Origin of the sequence: Bacillus paramycoides, assembly GCF_001884235.1 — a bacterium.
Lineage (GTDB): Bacteria > Bacillota > Bacilli > Bacillales > Bacillaceae_G > Bacillus_A > Bacillus_A paramycoides.
Genome location: NZ_MAOI01000006.1, coordinates 1 through 17900, shown reverse-complemented (window position 1 = coordinate 17900; position 17900 = coordinate 1). Strand labels below are relative to the sequence as shown.

The window sequence follows — 17900 nt, the reverse complement described above, 5'->3', positions numbered from 1 at the left end:
TCATCTCCCACCTAAAATTGGTGTTTCACACCTTCACATTTTTGAGGAAGGAGTCTTCTGTCGGAAAACGATAAATTTTCCTTTTCCACACTAATCATACACCTTTTTAAAGTAGTCTGATTAGTATGGATAAGTTTGAAAGAAAATCCCCATATGTTTTGAAGTTTTTGTAGCGGAACCGATAATAATTACTGGATAATTTTGAGCATGTTTAATATATCCTTGCTATTGTAAAATTATATTGATAAATATTAATGTACACATAAAAAACAGGATAGTTATTATAAAAAGTAAATACCACAATGTCTAGGAGGTTGAAATGGGGGGAAAAATAGTTTTTTTAAAGAAATTAGATAAGAAACTAATATTCATTTTATTCATATTATGTGTCACCAGTATTGTTGCAATATACAGTAGTCAGCAAACCGGACAATATGGTAACCAAAATTTTGCCATGAAACAAATAGTAAATTATGGCATCGGATTTGTTTTATTATTAATTGTTGCCAATATCGATTTAGATCAATTACAAAAATTAGCTTGGCCGCTTTATATTGTGGGGTTCATCTCAATTATCATCTTAAAGGTATTACCCGTATCAAGTTTTACACCTGAAATATCAGGGGCAAAAAGATGGTTTAGATTTCCAATTATTGGTGCTACTCAACCAGCTGAATTTTTTAAGCTTGCCTTACTTCTTCTGGTCGCAAGTTTAGCCGTAAAACATAATGCAAAGTATATGGCACGAACATTTCAAACTGATTTACTTTTGATTGGTAAAATATTTTTGATATCTATCCCACCTGCGTTAGTTGTATATAGTCAACCCGATACGGGAATGGTGTTCCTATATATAGCAGCCATTGCATGTATTATATTTATGTCAGGAATTCAAAAAAAGTTAATCGTACTATGTACAGTAATTCCGATAACTGTATTGTCTGCTTTAATATTTATATACGTAAAATATCCAGATATTTTCTTCAATAAGTTAGTTACTTTATTAAAGCCTCACCAACAATCACGAATTTTAGGCTGGTTAGATCCATTTCAGCATACAGATCAAGGATATCAAACTCAACAATCACTTTTAGCTGTTGGTAGTGGAAGGATAGAGGGAAAAGGCTTCGGTTCTGGAAATGTTTATATTCCAGAAAAACATACTGATTTCATTTTTGCCACAATTGCCGAAGAAGGCGGTTTTATAGTTGCCGCTTTTATAATATGCATATTCTTCTTACTGCTTTCCCGAATACTTATAATTGGTAATTCCGCAGATAATTTATTCGGCACCTTACTATGCGCAGGAATTGTAGGCGTTCTAATGTTACAATTTTTTCAAAATATCGGTATGATTGTGGGATTAATGCCTGTCAAAGGTATTGCACTTCCATTTTTATCATATGGCGGAAGCTCTTTATTTTCGAACATGCTAATGATGGGGCTTATTCTATCCACACGAAAAACATACAAAAAATATATGTTTTCAGTGAATTAGCACTAAATATCAAATAAGAAGTACTTATACCTTAAACTATTCGTAGAATAACACGAGATGAATAAAAAAGGTTACAGAGCTATAATCAAGTATTGTCAATAGACAGAGGGAGGAGAATAATAAACATTCTTCTCCCTTTGTCTGTAATTAGGGTTTGTATTATCAATAAATATACGTTGTACGGAATTGCTGGAATGAGTTTTGAGGTTACAAAGGGGGGAGCACGCACATTTTAACGTTATTATACGCTAAGGGATTCTCAAAACTACATAACAGATTGGCGTCATAGACTACTGAATGAAAACAAAGAGTTTTATCTCTGTGTTTCTTCAAATTTTCGTTTTTGAATATATGCTTGAGCATGAATAATTTCTTCTTGAAGTTCTTTTAATTCTTTCATGGATTCTAATTCAATAGTCATGTAAGTAGTAACTAAACTAATCATCATATCCATCTTCTCTACTATATTTTGAATGACATGTTCAGATTGCTCTTTTTTAGGGTGTTGTATTGCTTTTAATACATCTTCCATTTCTATTGTATGTACATCATATCACTACTATAATCTTCTTTTTAATATAGATATTTCCCTATTCCTCTACTTTCATTATTAGAAAGGGGGTATAGGAGCCGTCTCTGAAAAATTACTGCTTCTATTATTTGTTCCACATATCCCTATTATAATCTCTTTCAAAATAGGGATATATCCCTATTTCTATAATTGGATATTTCCCTATTCTTCTGCTTTTATTATTAAAAATTATGGTATAAGGGGAGCCTTTGAAAAATTACTGCTTCTATTGTATATAACACATATCACTATTATAATCTCTTTTGAAATAGGAAAATATCCCTATTTCTATAATTGGATATTTCCCTATTCTTCCGCTTTTATTATTAGAAATGATGGTATAAGGGGAGCCTTTGAAAAATTACTGCTTCTATTGTATGTACCACATATCACTACTATAATCTTCTTTACAATATGGATATATCCCTATTTCTATAATTAGATATTCCCCTACATCCGCTATCAGAAATCTTGCAATAGCTCATGGTCGCCAGGTTACGCTTATGCAACGTCGATTATAGGAAAGGTTGTTTCTTTTTTAAAAGGCCCCCAAAACAAAAAAAATTGTACAGTTCACCTGACGATATCAATTCTCTCGTTTTGAGATATTTACCTTTCTTAGCTTAATGGGCATGGGATATAAGGACTTTTCAAAAAATATATGGAGTGGTATAAATGACAGATCCTTTGCATGTACCACATATCACTGATATAACTTTCTTTTTAATATAGAAATATTCCTATTTCTATAAATAGATATTTCCCTATAGCCTTGCTTTTGTTATCAGAAATGGCGGTATAGGCGGAGCTTTTGAAAAATTACTGATTCTGTTACATGTACCACATATCACTACTACAATCTTCTTTATAATATAGAAATATCCCTATTTCTATAAGTGGATATTTCTATATACCCTTACTTTTTCCATCAAAAATATTGAAATAGGTCATTGCCATCAAGTTAGTGTAGCTTTGAAATAATGTTTGGTCGATTTGATACTAATAACCTTGTTGAACTACTCACCACTTAACGCCCTTACGGACTGTTTGAAGTGGGAGATTCCTGCGAACACCGATGTATCCACCGGTTATCTTAGCAGGCTCTGCCCGTAGTCCCTACGGTGAAAACATAAGTATCTTGTACGTTGACTCACCACGCTTCCTACTTTAGCTTGATTTTCGCAACTTCGGCAAGCGTGGGGCGATAGAACGTTGAAGATTTTACGGTTGCAACGTTTTTCTGCAACCAACCTCATATCTTCAGTTTTCAAAGAGCAATCTGTACAAATATAGGATAGCAAACATGTTGGCTTATGCCAACCGACATTCATCTCCCACCTAAAATTGGTGTTTCACACCTTCACATTTTTGAGGAAGGAGTCTTCTGTCGGAAAACGATAAATGAGCAAAAAGAAAGAGCGTGTTTTGAAAAAAGATTGATCATCTATTTTGAACAGATATTCTTACATTCATTCTTATAAATTATGTAATTGCTAAAACTAATAATTTTCCTAAGGTTGAATAAAAACCTCATTTACTTTATGATACGGTTCCCCGTCCTATATCTAAATGAGTTCTTTCTCTTTTATAGATATCCTAACAACGCATTTAAGCAATCATTTTCCATCCTACTAAGTAGTTTACGGGCTTGTTCGATAATTCTATTTATAAAAATTCACCTCTTTTTATTGACGGAAAATTCAAACTTATTATATAATTTTTGGTATTACCAATGTCTTTGACATGTATTACCATAAAATAAAGGGGACGATGGCTTGAAAGAAAAGGAACGCTCCTCAGACAAAATTGAGAATGAATTAATTAGATCCATATTGGCTGGTGTTTATTCTGTAGGAAGTACTTTACCACCGGAACGAGAGCTTGCGAAAGAATTTGGTGTTGGTCGCCCAACTATTCGGGAGGCGCTTCAACGTTTAGGAAGGAGTGGATGGATAACAGGGAGAAAAGGAATGCCAGCGATTATTAATGATTATTGGAGCAATGGGAATCTAACAACACTTATTAATATTGTTGAGAATCATCATACCATTACAGATGAATTTATTACGTATTTATTAGAATTTAGAGGTTCGGTGACTCCGACTTATATTCGTGATGCTGTTACGTTTAATCAACCTAAAGTGGTTGCTCTCCTTGCCAATCTTGAGCAGCTTGAAGATAGTGCAGAAAGCTATGCAGCATTTGATTGGGATTTGCAAAAAAGGTGTGCTGGGCTTGCTGCCAATCCGATCTTTCTACTCATTTTAAATAGCTTCGATTCCATTTATGTAGATATGGCGAAAAGATATTTTTCTGTTAAAGATCATCGTGGGTTGTCCTTCAACTATTATCACGACTTATTAAAAGCTGCATTAAAGGGAGATGCAATCGAAGCGGAAAGATTGTGTAAGACAACAATGGAGAAAAGCCTGGCTCTCTGGAAAGATAGAAAAAAATAAATAAAGTTGGAGGCGTAATAAATGAAACTAAAATATTTTAAAGAATATTTTTCCTACCCTGATATATTAATCATGAGCTGTCTTTTCCTCATTAGCTTTGGATTTATGATTCTACATTTAATCTCTATCAGAATTTGGGGTGCTTTTATTTTGGGAATGATTATGTATTCCTTAGCTGAGTACGCTACTCACAGGTTTATTTTTCATCTAAAGCCACCAAAGAATGCATTTTTATTAAAAATGCTTAAGCGCCTACATTATGACCACCATACAAATCCGAATGAATTACATTTATTATTTTTACCCTTATGGTATAGTGTGCCAAACATTGCAATTGCAGGAGCAATTTTTTATTTTCTTTCAGCCAGCTTTGTCATGACAAACGCATTTATTGCAGGTATTATGCTCTTTTTATTATTTTATGAGTGGAAGCATTATATCGCGCATCGCCCCCTTCAACCAATATCTCCATGGGGGCGCTGGATGAAAAAGGTTCATTTATGGCATCACTTCAAAAATGAAAATTACTGGTATGGTGTTACGAACCCAGCCTATGATTTTCTCATGGGCACCTTTAAAGACCAAAAGGATGTTGTCCAAAGTAAAACTGCTAAAAATCTAGAAAAACGTGGTGACCAGAAAATAGAATTATAAAAAATAATCCATTGTCATCATCCTGGAAATGTCGAATGGACTTTGCAACTTCGACATTTCTCAGGGAGTGACAGCTATTTCTTCCTAGTAACTTCTAACCATTCTTACTTAATCTTCTTCTCTCTTTTTCTAACCGTCTAAAAATCACACATATAACACCGCCCGCCACTGTAAACAGAATGCCAGGCACCAATAATAAAAGTCCCCCTCCACTCATCCAAATTAACGCTATTCCTAAAATCAAACATATAATTCCAATTATCATCTGACCTCTTTACCACCCTTTACATAAAATTTTCCCGTATTTGTAAAAACATTCTGATAAAATTACACCTCTTTACTTATAACAAATTCAACATCACTAAACTATCCTTTTCTCCCCCTTTCCTTTAGGAAATAAAACCCTATGATTCCATTTTTATCATACTACATATAATAATAATAATAATATGTAGTATGATAGAGTAAAAACGAAAGGAGATTATTATGGCAACGATTGGAATTGATCTAGGAACAACGAATAGTTTAGTAGCCCATTGGACGGATCATGGTGCAGCCCTTATCCCAAATGCACTTGGCGAATATCTTACACCATCTGTCATCAGCGTTGACGAGGGCGGTGAAGTTTTAGTCGGACGCATCGCCAAAGAACGGCTGATTACCCACCCGCACCTTACAGCATCAACGTTTAAGCGATTTATAGGAACAGAGAAAAAATACGAGTTAGGTATGTATACATTTTCTTCAGAAGAACTTTCATCTTTTATCATTCAATCTTTAAAACAAGATGCAGAAGCTTATTTAAACGAAGCGGTTACTGGTGCTGTCATTAGCGTACCTGCTTATTTCAACGATGCTCAGCGTAAAGCGACAAAACGAGCTGCTGAAATTGCTGGATTAAAAGTTGAACGTCTTATTAGTGAGCCGACGGCAGCAGCTATCGCTTACGGACTGCATCAGGAAGCGACAGAGACAAAATTTCTTGTATTTGATTTAGGCGGCGGAACATTTGACGTATCCATTTTGGAATTATTTGAAGGAGTGATGGATGTTAAATCGATCGCCGGCGATAATTATCTTGGAGGCGAAGACTTCACAAACAGTCTCATGTCCTTCTTTTTAGAGTCACACCAACTCGATTCCGATTCTCTTGACTCAAAAACGCTATCTCTAATTTATGCACAAGCAGAACGTTGCAAACTTACATTATGTAATGAGCCTGCCGCGATTATGAAAGTCGTTATTCATAATGAGACGTATGAAACTCGCATTAACAGAAGTGAATTTGAAAAATTAGTAACCCCGCTTCTCTTACGACTTCGCTATCCGATTGAACGCGCACTTCGCGATGCATCGCTAAACCCTAAGGATTTAGATGCTGTCATTCTAATTGGCGGGGCGACAAGGATGCCGCTTATCAAATCCGTCATTTCTAAAATGTTCGGACGCATGCCTTATGCGAATATTAATCCTGATGAAACGGTTGCTTTAGGTGCTGCGATTCAAGTTGCTTTAAAAGAACGAAACAAAGCACTAGAAGAAGTTATCTTAACGGATGTTTGTCCATATACGTTAGGAACTAGCGTTGTTCAAGCATTAGGAAATGGACAACAAGAATCCGGATACTTCTTCCCGATTATTGAACGAAATACACCGATTCCTGTAAGTCGAGTGGAACGACTTTATACTGTCAATGATAGACAACATTTCATACTTGTCGATGTTTATCAAGGAGAAAACCGCTTGGTTAAAAATAACTTAAAACTTGGAGAACTTAAAATTAAAGTCCCTCCTGCTCCTGCTGGACAAGAGGCGATTGACATTCGTTATACATATGACATAAATGGCATTCTCGAAGTCGAGGTAATAAGTACAACGACTGGAGAGAAAAAAAGAGCAATTATCCAACAAAATGCTGGAAATCTTACAGAAAAAGAAATTGAAGCTAGACTACTAGAATTGAAGGAAATTAAAATTCATCCACGAGACCGGTCCGAAAACCGATTGCTGCTCGCAAAAGGTGAACGGCTCTATGAAGAGTTACTCGGTGACGAACGCCAGAAAGTCGCGATCTTGTTACAGCGATTTGAAAGCGCGCTCACAACGCAAAATGATAAAAAAGTGAAAGAAGCCGCTCATATATTAAAAGAGCATTTAGAGAATATTGAAAGGTGGATCAGTCATTCATGAGCATTTGGGAAACGTTAGAAATTGAGCCTACCGATAATATTGCAGCTATTAAAAAGGCTTATGCCAAACTTCTAAAGATCTATCATCCCGAAGACGATCCTGAAGGATATCAGAGGCTGAGAGAAGCATTTGATAAAGCGATAAAAAGCGCAAAACAAATGAAGACCGCACCTCCCTCTCAACTAGAAAAAACAGATGAAGACGAAGAAAGGTCCTATATCCATCCTATATCTCCTACACGGATGGATGGTGACGCTGAACTTGCCGCTACTCTCGTTTCAGAACATCCCGTTCACGCATTTACGGAAAAAATCGAGACGCTGTATAACGATTTCTTTGCACGAATCGAACCGAAAAATTGGGAAGACTTATTAAGTTCCGATGTTATATGGGACGTAGAACATGCGGCAGTGATTCAAGATAGATTAATAGAATTTTTACAATATCATTACCATTTCCCCCGCTCGATTTGGGAACTTCTCGACAATGTATTTCGCTTTAGTGAACAAAGAGAGGCGTTAGAATTTGAATATGGTAAAGAGACGGTACAGTTTTTGCTAGAGAGAATTAGCGGCGAGAAGGAAATGCGTTATGATGTTTTCAAGAAAAATGATGATTTAGATTTTGAAGCGTATTTTCATTTACGTGAAGAAGTCCAGCTCACACTTATGAATAATAACTTAGAAGCAACAAAAAGTGCACTCGATTTTGCATACGAGCTTTATCAAGAAGATCCGGAACTTTTACGCATGCAGGGCATTTATTATTTGCGCATAGAAAATAAAGAACGTGCGTTACAATCATTCAATGACATACTTGTCATTTGCCCGGATGACCCAGATGGTTTACTTTATCGGGCCCAGATTTACTATGACCGCGAGCAGTTTGCAGATGCTATCAAGGACTGTGAGCATCTACTTTCGATTGAGCCGGAGCATATGGACGCACAGTTCTTATTAGTGAAGTATTCGTTCGAATCAGGTGATATAGAAACTGTAGCCACTAGGGGGCTAGATGTGGTAAAGCGTTATCCGGAGCGCTTAGAATTTCGCTCATACAGTATTCGAATTCACACTGAAATTCCAGAGAAGAGACAGAAACAAGAAATAAATAGGAAGTTTATTATCCAATATGCGCTATACCTTTTATTTATATTTATTAGCCGCACCTGGGTTTATTTGATCTTTATGATTCTTATTGTTTTAACCCCATTACCATCTAAATATGCATTACTTCTCCTACTCCCACTTATTTGGGAAGCATGGAAATTCGTTAGGCTTAAAGCATTAGCATAAGGAGGAGACAAAATGCCTGTTTTATATAAAAGAAAACGAGGGAAACAGCTCGAACTATATTTCCGCTGTCTGTCTTCCGTTTGTTTGAATTGTTTTTATCTTACAAACTACTTTACCCGATATGAATTCACCCTTATCAGAGACCGCTTTATTGGGAAACGTTTTTTGAAGAACGTGTTATGGACATGGAAGATCGAAAATTCGACGGAGTTAAAAGAGAAAATCATTTGGCTTTTAGAAGAAGGAACACGGCAGGAATTTAATCGTATACGCCATCAATTGACTCCTCTTTCTGAGGCAGCACGAAAGCAATTATCAAAAGACCATCCTGACTATGAAAAACTTTATATTACTAATTACGGGTTACATATTTTGACGGATTCCGGAATTGCAGCGTTTGATTATGCATGGTGTATCTGTTTATGTCGGGTCGGTAGAAGACTCGGTTATTTATCAAAACAGGAAGCAAAGAGCTTTATGATACAGGCTGCACGACTTTCACAACATTCTTATTCAGATTGGCACGAGTATTTTAACGCCTTTCGTATCGGCAGCCACTTTAACGCAAATGATATAGAATTCATAAATAAAGATAAGTATAATATTAATTACGTATCGCACTTGTTTGATTATAAAAAAACTCTATTGAGTGTTGTTCCATGGGAAAATAAGCTACTTAAAGATTTAAAGTTACCCTAAAACGAAAAAGAGTCCTAAATTAATATAACGGGTTCAGTTACGGGAGAGAAAATATAAAATAACACACAAATTAGGGATGTAAATCACATATGATTTAGCTGTATAGTGATAATAAAGTTATTGAATTTTGATTAAAAAAGATAAGAGCCTTACTACATCCTATATGCAGCAAGGCTCTTTAAAGTTGTTTCAAATTATATCCATCTGCTTATGTAATGCTTAAAAAATGAATAATAAAGTTGTTTACTTCTTATTGAACTAACGCCCCCGTTAGTTTAAGTGTAACTCTTCACAATTATTTCATATTATACAGGTGAATAGAAAGATAAATTAGAATTTAGTTTATAGTTATAAAAATAAGTTATTTATACCCTTATAATTCTTCAAAAAGGAGAGTGTATGAAAAAGACTATTGTTTTTGTATTAACGATATTTATATTATTCTCAGGATTCGCAACAAAAAGTTATGCGTTGTCAGATTCGAAATCTGTGGCAATACAAGCATTGCTAGATGATGCCTGTCGTACATCAGGTGTGCCTGGAATGTCAATCTCAATACTTGCTGATGGTGAAGTGTTCTACTTTTCTTCTGGGTATGCAGATCTTGAAAAGGGATTGTCTGCAAGTGAAAATACACTCTATGAGTTGGCCTCGGTGAGTAAAGCTTTTACTGGTATGGGGATTTTGCTATTGGAAGAGCAAGGGCTGCTATCAATGACTGACCCTATCCAAAAATATTTACCTTGGTTTACGTTAAAGTATCAAGGTAAACCTGTTGATATGCAAAACCTTACACTAAATAACTTTCTTCACCATACCAGCGGCCTAACAAATATTAGACATATTCAAAATATTCCACAAGGTAATACGCCTGATATGTTGCAAAAGACTGTGGAAACGCTGGTAGATGCAGAATTGGCGTTCTCTCCCGGTGAACAATATAACTATGGAACCGTTAATTATGACGTATTGGGTTTGGTTATTGAGATTGTATCACGACAAAGCTATGAAAACTTTATGAAGGAACAGGTATTTCTACCCTTAGGTCTTCACCAGACGTATGTTTATAAAGAAGATGCTCAAGCCACTGGACAGCTAGCACAGGGCTACCGTTCTTCCTTTTTTATAACAACTCCATTTAACGCTCCGGATTATGCTGGGAATAAACCTGCTGGCTATATCATTTCTAATACAAAAGATATGGCGCGTTGGATGGGCATACAGATGGGTATCGTGCAGGACATACCCGAAATATTTCACAGGGCCATCGAAAAATCACATAGGGGTGATATGTCTGTTTCGGCTGTCAATGATATGTATTATGCGGCAGGTTGGTCGGTAAACGCCGAACAAACGTTTATAAAACACACTGGGGGTAATCCAAATTTTAGTACCGAAGTAGCCATACTGCCAAATGAAAGAACAGCCATCTGCTTACTGAGCAACGGCGCAAATACCAATATAAACCTGGTACTAAAAGTTAAAAATATATTAAACGGCAATCTAACTCAGTCATATGAGATAAGCGGCACACAGCTTTTGGACATCATTTTGTCGTCTACCACAATTATTCTTTGCCTATTAGCCGTTCTGTTATTTTTCTTAGGATTAAGAAAAAGGAAAACGAATGAGCAGCAGCCAATGACAAAAAAGAGAACAATCGTAACAATTATTTTCCTAATCGCTACGATTGCCCAGTGTATAATGTTTTTTGCCTTCGATTGGTCAACGATACTTATTTGGCAAACATATAGTGTTCTTACAGCTTTAATTTCGTCAACATTATTAACAGCAAGCATTACTTGGTTTGTATATACTCACCGATTAGATGCCTCGGTCCGAAAATAAGTATAATGTTAAGTAAATAAATCCTAATTTATCGATATTCTTAATTTAAAAAACAGAAGACACCTCGGTGTCTTCTTTAATGTCATCGACACTTCTCCTAGTTAAACCCACTTGCTATTTCTTCCACTAACCTGCCTCGTTAGTAGAAGAAGGATTTTTAAACAACTATATTATTTTTTAAATGACTTTATTGTAAATTAAACAACTTTATTATCTCTGTACATTAGCATCCCTTTTTTTATTGTTATTACAGTGTTTAAGCACTTTTATCCCATTATAACTTTTGTATGCCATTTACCACAAAGGAAGGGAAAAAGAAAACAGTAAAAACACCAGCACAACGATTGGGGATTACTGACAAAGTGTTTGATTTAAAAGATATAATTTACTTTAGATAGTTCACTCAAATAATGGTGGACTATATTTTTTTAAAAGGTAAATGGAAAATTTATGTTAAAATAATTATAGAGATTGTGAAAAAATGTTCTTAAACTAACGGTCAGGTTACTTTAAGAATGATTTTTCAAAGGAAATGGTGAATATCATATTTTGAAGGGGTGATTGCAGTGGAGTAAGTGATTTTTTTAATCTTGGTTAAATACTTTGAAGGAAGGGATTTATAACTATGAATACAAAACTAATAATAGTAGAAGGTTTACCTGGATTTGGAAAATCAACCACTGCAAAGCTAATAAATGAAATTCTAAGCCAAAATAAAATTGAAGTTGAACTATTTTTAGAGGGAAATTTGAACCACCCAGCCGACTATGATGGTGTATCTTGTTTTAATAAATTTGAATTCGATAGATTATTATCTAACAGTGAAGATTTTAAAGAAGTGCTTCTTAAAAGAGTTCTAAAAAAAGGAAGCAATTATTTATTACCATACAGAAAGATAAAAAATGAGTTTGGTGACCAGTTTTCGGACGAATTATTTAACGCTATTTTTAAAAACGATATATATGAATTACCATTCGATAAAAATGTTGAATTAATTGCTGACAAATGGAATGACTTTGCTGAAATTGCTCTAGAAGACGATAAGGTTTATATCTTTGAATGTTGTTTCATACAAAATCCATTAACTATTGGGATGATTAAATATGGTGAACAAAAAGAAAAAATAATAAATTATGTAATGAAAGTTGCAAAAATCATAGAGAATTTAAATCCAATGTTATTGTATGTAGAACAAGATAATCTTGAATTTTCATTTAGGAAGGCATTAAAAGAAAGAACTCCAGAATGGTCCACAGGAATTGTCGACTATTACACTAACCAAGGCTATGGGAAAGAACATAACCATTCAGGTGTAGAAGGAGCGATAAAAGTTCTTGAAGCTAGAAGGAATTTAGAGTTAGAAATATTCGATATGTTAAAAATGAAAAAAGAAAAAATCAATAATACAAAATATGAAATTGACTCATATAGGTCAATGTTAAAAGATAAGTTAACAATACAAATGGTGAAATAGCTTTTTACACTAACTGGTGCAATTCTTTAAAAAGGCATCGCTGTTTTTGATACTTAAAGTAACATATTGTGAAATATTGTACTTACGCTAACGGGTGCTTTAGTTGAAGAAGGAAATAAAAACGCTCAGAATATTTTCTGAGCGTTTTAGTTTGCTATATATAATGCGAAACGGGGTGCGAAATGCATACAAATTATTGTGTTATTTCTAATGGTTATTAGCATTTTTCTCTCCCTAAACTGAACCCGTTAGTATAATCCTAAGGTCTTTTTATAATTGTGTGACCTAAAAATCTGTTGAATTGAACTATCCCCCACTTAACACCCTTATGACTTGTTAGAAGTGGGGGATTCCTACGAACACCAAAGTATCCTTCGGTTATCCTATTAGGCTAATCCCGTATTTCCTACGGTTAATACGAAATTCGTACGGTATCACAATCTTATTTTGGTTTTTTGACATCCAGAAATAGACTTGGTTTTGATAGTACGAATCCCACTGATATAAGTCATGTTTCCCCTTTAAGGATGGGAGTGTCAAAATGAAGTAGTCCTGATATCACGGCTATAATCTCCTTAACAATATAGAAATATCCCTATTTCTATAATTAGATATTTCCCTATCTATCTACTTTTATTATTAGAAATGATGGTATAAGGAGAGCCTTTGAAAAATTACTGCTTCTATTGTATGTACCACATATCACTACTATAATCTTCCTTCCAATATGGAATTTTATCTATTTCTATATTTAGATATTTCTCTATGTCTCTACTTTTGTTATCAGAAATGGAGGTATAGGGGGAGCCTTTGAAAATTACTGCTTCCATTGTATGTACCACATATCACTACTATAATCTTCTTTACAATATGGATATATCCCTATTTCTATAATTGGATATTTCCCTACATCTGCTATCAGAAATCTTGAAATAGGCCATGGTCATCAAGTTACGCTTATGAACGTCGATTATAGGAAAGGTTGTTTCTTTTTTAAAAAGCCCCAAAACAAAAATATTTGTACAGTTCACCTGACGATATCAATTCTCTCGTTTTGGGATATTTACTTTTCTTAGCTTGATGGGCACGGGATATAAGGACTTTCTCAAAAAATGAATGGAGTGGTATAAATGACAGATTCTATGGTATGTATCACATATCACTACTATAATCTTCCTTGTAATATGGAAATATCCCTATTTCTATAATTGGATATTTCCCTACTTCTCTACTATTATTATTAGAAATGATGGTATAAGGGCATCGCCATCAAGCTAAGATTATATAAGTTTAATTTCACATGAAATTTTTTCGTTTTTCTAAAGATCCAGTGTAAGTTCTTTAAAGGTTTGCATACCAAATAAACCCTATCGGGTTTCAATTTTTTTGATTACGCTACATGATTGTGAGACATAGAAAAGTTGTATACGACGCCTAAGATATCAAAGACTGTTTTCTTCTCATACCTATGGGGCTTTCTTCCGTTTTTCTGTAAGAAATTAATCAGACGAAAGAGAATCTTTGTTAATTCTTGGGTCTCTTTTTGTAGAGATTGATAAATAAGTGGAAAATAATCTTTTATCATATAAATCGCTTTATATTCGCTTAATTCTCGTTTCTTCTTGATGAGGAGTAACCGGCGCATTTGAAACATAGTGGAGGAACAAAGAAGGATGCTAATTAATTGTCCATATAAGTGACATTCTAGTCGTTCTAATTTTACAGAATTACAATGATGAATACGAAATAATGATTTCCATGTTTTAAAGATAAGTTCAACTTGCCATCGTAAGGAGTAAAAATCGTATACTTGTTCCTTTGGTAGATATTCCAAAGGAATATTTGTAATGTAAAAGTTAATTGCACTAAGCCGCTTACTGCGTTCTTTATAGGTAATTTGCTTCTTATGTTCTTTAAGTGCTAAATCCTTTTGTCTACGTTTCATTTGCGTTTCAGTTAATTTGTACAGAATTAGTCTTGCAGGAAGTTTTTGATACATTCCAATATAAATCTCAGGAATTTCATATGTTTCTCCTGACTGTAATTGGTCAATGAATTGTTCCATATCTAATTGGATGTACTCAGAGTGCTTTTTTATTGTTCCATTTTGAAGATATTCAGGCTCTTTATTCTTCTGATATATACGTGTATTGAGCTTTAATCTTGAAATAAAATAAGCATTACACTCTTCTATAGTTTGTAAATCTTTTAAGTCGAAGTATCCTAAATCACATATACATACATCGTTCGGTTGAAGAGATGTTAAACAAGTAGAACCATACGTTTTATCATTGTGCTTCCCTGATCCTATATGAACATGTAGGAACTGATCACTTAGTAAATCACACTCTAGTTGAATTTTCACAACAGCATTTTGACCACTACCACCTGAGCCCTGGTATGTAGAAGTAAATTTATCTGGAACCTGAAAATAGTTTGTATACAAAGTTGGAATCTTGCTAGAAGAACAAAATTGTTGATGAAGTAAATGTGCTAAGAGTTGTTGTAAAAACTGAACAGCTTGAGAATTAAAACGTTGATTGAGTCCTTCTGGACTCATGGAAATACTTGTAGTAGCTTCTAATCGGCTACATAGTTGTGTTAATGAAGTATGAGCTATGTTTTGGCTTACCCAAATACACAGAGCCACTAAATCTTCTGCACGATATTTACTTTTTCGTTGGACAAATCCCACTTTTCTTGCTAATTTTTCTAGGGCATGTGGTGACATATATTGCTATAATTCTCTAGAAAACAATTGTAATTCATCAGAAATTAATAAATTCATACCAAAGACGCCATCCTTTCTGTATATTTCTACAAAAAGAATAGCGTTTTTTTCATTTTGTGAATACAAATTCGCTTTAGTTTGATAGAGAAGTGGCATGACTGCCTTATAAACTCATTCTACTATTTATAACATATTATATACTATAAGAGGTGATATATAATGAGTGTTATATCTACAGACTTAATCCGTGGGCATACGGACATGATTATTTTAAATGTTCTTCGTCAAGGTGATAGTTATGGATATGAAATATACAAAAGGATTATTGAATTAAGTGACAATCAATACGAATTAAAGGAAGCTACTTTATATACAGCTTTTCGTCGATTAGAGAAAGAAGGTCACATCTCTTCCTATTGGGGAGATGAAACACAAGGGGGAAGACGAAAATATTACCACATTACAGAATCTGGTATGTATTTTTACAAAAATGGTAAAAAAGAGTGGAGCATTGCGAAAGAGATTATAGATCGTCTAATTAAAGGAGAGATTACAGATGTTAATAAAAACTAAAAAATTAGATGAAAAAATACAGGAGCACATCGATAAACAGTTTATAGATGTAAAAGGAACACAACAACTTTTTGATATGAAGGAAGAGTTATTTATAAATCTAAAAGAACGAATTTCAGATATGATTAAAGAGGGTTATACAGAAGAAGACGCATTTAAAAAAGGAGTCATTTCAATCGGGGATTTAAGTGACTTAGTGGAAGAAATGCAATTGTATAGTCAAGATGAAATGAAACAATCTATTCACTCTAAAGAAGCAATGCATATTTCAACAAAAGGATTAATTGGTGGAATATTATTATTTCTTTTTGGGATATTCGCATCCTCAATAGCAACTTATTTACTTGGATCGCAATTGTTTTGGATTACCTCTTGTCTTTTCACTGTTCCAAGTATGTTGTTGATTATTTATAGTTTACTAATCAAAGAGACACGTAAACGTTATGCAATGAATAAAGCTCGTGCTAGACGTTATATTTTAGCAATCGGAACTTTTCTGTATGGTTTGTGTATATCGATTATAGTTTACTCACTTCCACTAGAACTTGTTGCACTAGTCTTATTCATGGTATCCATTTTGATTAGTCTAGCTATCCTTTTACCTCTTCTATTGACTGGGAGAAGTCGCTTAAAAAATAGGAGGATATAGGGGATGAATAAATTCAAACGCAAGTCCCTTATATTTTCCACTATCGGTATAGGTATTGTTATGGTATTAGGAGGACTAGGACTTTTTCTCACCAATAAAGGTTTACTATCAATTGGTCAAGATAAGATTCATAAACAAGCCGTTAAAAATCCAATCAATTTTAAAGAAGTTGACACGATTTTGAGGACTACCCATATACCAGAGGGGCATGAAGCAATTTAGAATCAATTGCAACAGTATGAAAAACAAAAAGATTCTCGTATCAGCATGGTAAGTTTAATAGACATAAGACTTCAACAAACACGAGAAATAAATACAAAATACAGTCCTTTCTTTCATGTATCAAATTATTCAGAAAGCAAAGTTCCTATTAAGGTCACATTATATAAATATCATGAGGTCAAGTATGAAAAGATATTGCAACCAGGTGACATGTTTGCAATAAACGAACAACTAGGTCGAGGTAAATATAGTCTAATACTAGAATGTATTGGTCAAGGTTATTGTAAAGGTAAAGGAGCTATAACTACTGGAGATATCAATTGGGATTAGGAAGAAACTAAATTACAACCATTAAGCAGTAAGTCAATAACCGGTTCCTTAACGTACAAGGAACCGGTTAATCTTTGTCCAATTTGAGTCTAAACGTACAACTTTCCCGAAATGAAATAATGACCCCATCGCCATCAAGTTAAAAAACTAATTATCCCCCGAAACGTAAAAAACGAGCTGAATTCACATAAATAACTGTAGAGAGATAAAAATTTTGTTATGGGGCGCTTAAAAATCTTAGCTTGATGGGCATGTGGTATAAGGGGAGCCTTTGAAAAATTACTGCTTCTATTGTATGTACCACATATCACTACTATAATCTTCTTTAAAATATAGAAATATCCCTATTTCTATAATTAGATATTTCCCTATCTTTCTACTTTTATTATTAGAAATGATGGTATAAGGAGAGCCTTTGAAAAATTACTGCTTCTATTGTATGTACCACATATCACTACTATAATCTTCTTTGTAATATAAAAATATCCCTATTTCTATATTTGGATATTTTTATACATCTCTACTTTTGTTATCAGAAATGGAGGTATAGGGGGGAGCCTTTGAAAATTACTGATTCCATTGTATGTACCACTTATCACTACTATAATCTTCTTTGCAATATAGATATATCTCTATTTCTATAATTAGGTATTTCCCTATATATCTACTTTTATTATTAGAAATGATGGTATAAGGAGCTCCTTTGA

General features: G+C 34.1%; 13 protein-coding genes. 11 read left to right on the top strand and 2 right to left on the bottom strand.

Annotated features, from left to right (window positions below):
- The first annotated feature begins 319 nt into the window (after positions 1–319).
- Positions 320–1498, top strand: a complete 1179-nt coding sequence (locus tag BAU28_RS00430) for an FtsW/RodA/SpoVE family cell cycle protein (protein WP_071717382.1) — start codon at positions 320–322, stop codon at positions 1496–1498.
- Positions 1499–1811: 313 nt separating this feature from the next.
- Here BAU28_RS00430 and BAU28_RS00425 read toward each other — a convergent pair whose 3' ends face one another.
- Positions 1812–2030 (bottom strand): hypothetical protein, encoded by a 219-nt coding sequence (locus tag BAU28_RS00425; protein ID WP_071717381.1) that lies wholly within the window; start codon positions 2028–2030, stop codon positions 1812–1814.
- Positions 2031–3844: 1814 nt separating this feature from the next.
- Here BAU28_RS00425 and BAU28_RS00415 point away from each other — a divergent pair.
- The 7 genes from BAU28_RS00415 (at position 3845) to BAU28_RS00385 (ending at position 12688) form a co-directional block, all read left to right on the top strand.
- The gene (locus BAU28_RS00415) at positions 3845–4528 is read left to right on the top strand and encodes a GntR family transcriptional regulator (protein ID WP_071717380.1); all 684 of its coding nucleotides are present in this window, start codon (positions 3845–3847) and stop codon (positions 4526–4528) included.
- 21 nt (positions 4529–4549) lie between these two features.
- A complete protein-coding gene (locus tag BAU28_RS00410; protein WP_071717379.1) occupies positions 4550–5182 on the top strand; it encodes a sterol desaturase family protein in 633 nt (210 codons plus the stop codon).
- A 486-nt stretch (positions 5183–5668) separates the two neighbouring features.
- The gene (locus BAU28_RS00405) at positions 5669–7372 is read left to right on the top strand and encodes a molecular chaperone HscC (RefSeq protein ID WP_071717378.1); all 1704 of its coding nucleotides are present in this window, start codon (positions 5669–5671) and stop codon (positions 7370–7372) included.
- On the top strand, positions 7369–8667 hold the full coding sequence (locus tag BAU28_RS00400) for a J domain-containing protein (RefSeq protein ID WP_071717377.1): 1299 nt from the start codon (positions 7369–7371) through the stop codon (positions 8665–8667). Before BAU28_RS00405 ends, BAU28_RS00400 begins: the two co-directional genes overlap by 4 nt.
- Positions 8668–8679: 12 nt before the next feature.
- Positions 8680–9366, top strand: coding sequence for a DUF1266 domain-containing protein (locus BAU28_RS00395; protein ID WP_071717376.1), 687 nt, complete (start codon positions 8680–8682; stop codon positions 9364–9366).
- A gap of 399 nt (positions 9367–9765) precedes the next feature.
- Complete coding sequence (locus BAU28_RS00390) at positions 9766–11214, top strand: serine hydrolase domain-containing protein (protein WP_071717375.1); 1449 nt, start codon at positions 9766–9768, stop codon at positions 11212–11214.
- Between the two features lie 625 nt (positions 11215–11839).
- Positions 11840–12688, top strand: coding sequence for a P-loop NTPase family protein (locus BAU28_RS00385; RefSeq protein ID WP_071717374.1), 849 nt, complete (start codon positions 11840–11842; stop codon positions 12686–12688).
- 1390 nt (positions 12689–14078) lie between these two features.
- Here BAU28_RS00385 and BAU28_RS00380 read toward each other — a convergent pair.
- Positions 14079–15419, bottom strand: a complete 1341-nt coding sequence (locus tag BAU28_RS00380; protein WP_071717373.1) for an IS4 family transposase — start codon at positions 15417–15419, stop codon at positions 14079–14081.
- 219 nt (positions 15420–15638) lie between these two features.
- Between BAU28_RS00380 and BAU28_RS00375 the strand changes: the two genes are divergently transcribed.
- The 3 genes from BAU28_RS00375 to BAU28_RS00365 are packed head-to-tail and all read left to right on the top strand — an operon-like array spanning position 15639 to position 16863.
- Positions 15639–15992: a PadR family transcriptional regulator gene (locus tag BAU28_RS00375; protein WP_071717372.1), complete on the top strand. Its 354-nt coding sequence runs from the start codon at positions 15639–15641 to the stop codon at positions 15990–15992.
- A complete protein-coding gene (locus tag BAU28_RS00370) occupies positions 15976–16641 on the top strand; it encodes a permease prefix domain 1-containing protein (protein ID WP_071717371.1) in 666 nt (221 codons plus the stop codon). The genes BAU28_RS00375 and BAU28_RS00370 overlap by 17 nt, the downstream gene beginning before the upstream one ends.
- Before the next feature lie 3 nt (positions 16642–16644).
- The gene (locus BAU28_RS00365) at positions 16645–16863 is read left to right on the top strand and encodes a hypothetical protein (RefSeq protein ID WP_071717370.1); all 219 of its coding nucleotides are present in this window, start codon (positions 16645–16647) and stop codon (positions 16861–16863) included.
- Positions 16864–17900: the final 1037 nt, after the last annotated feature.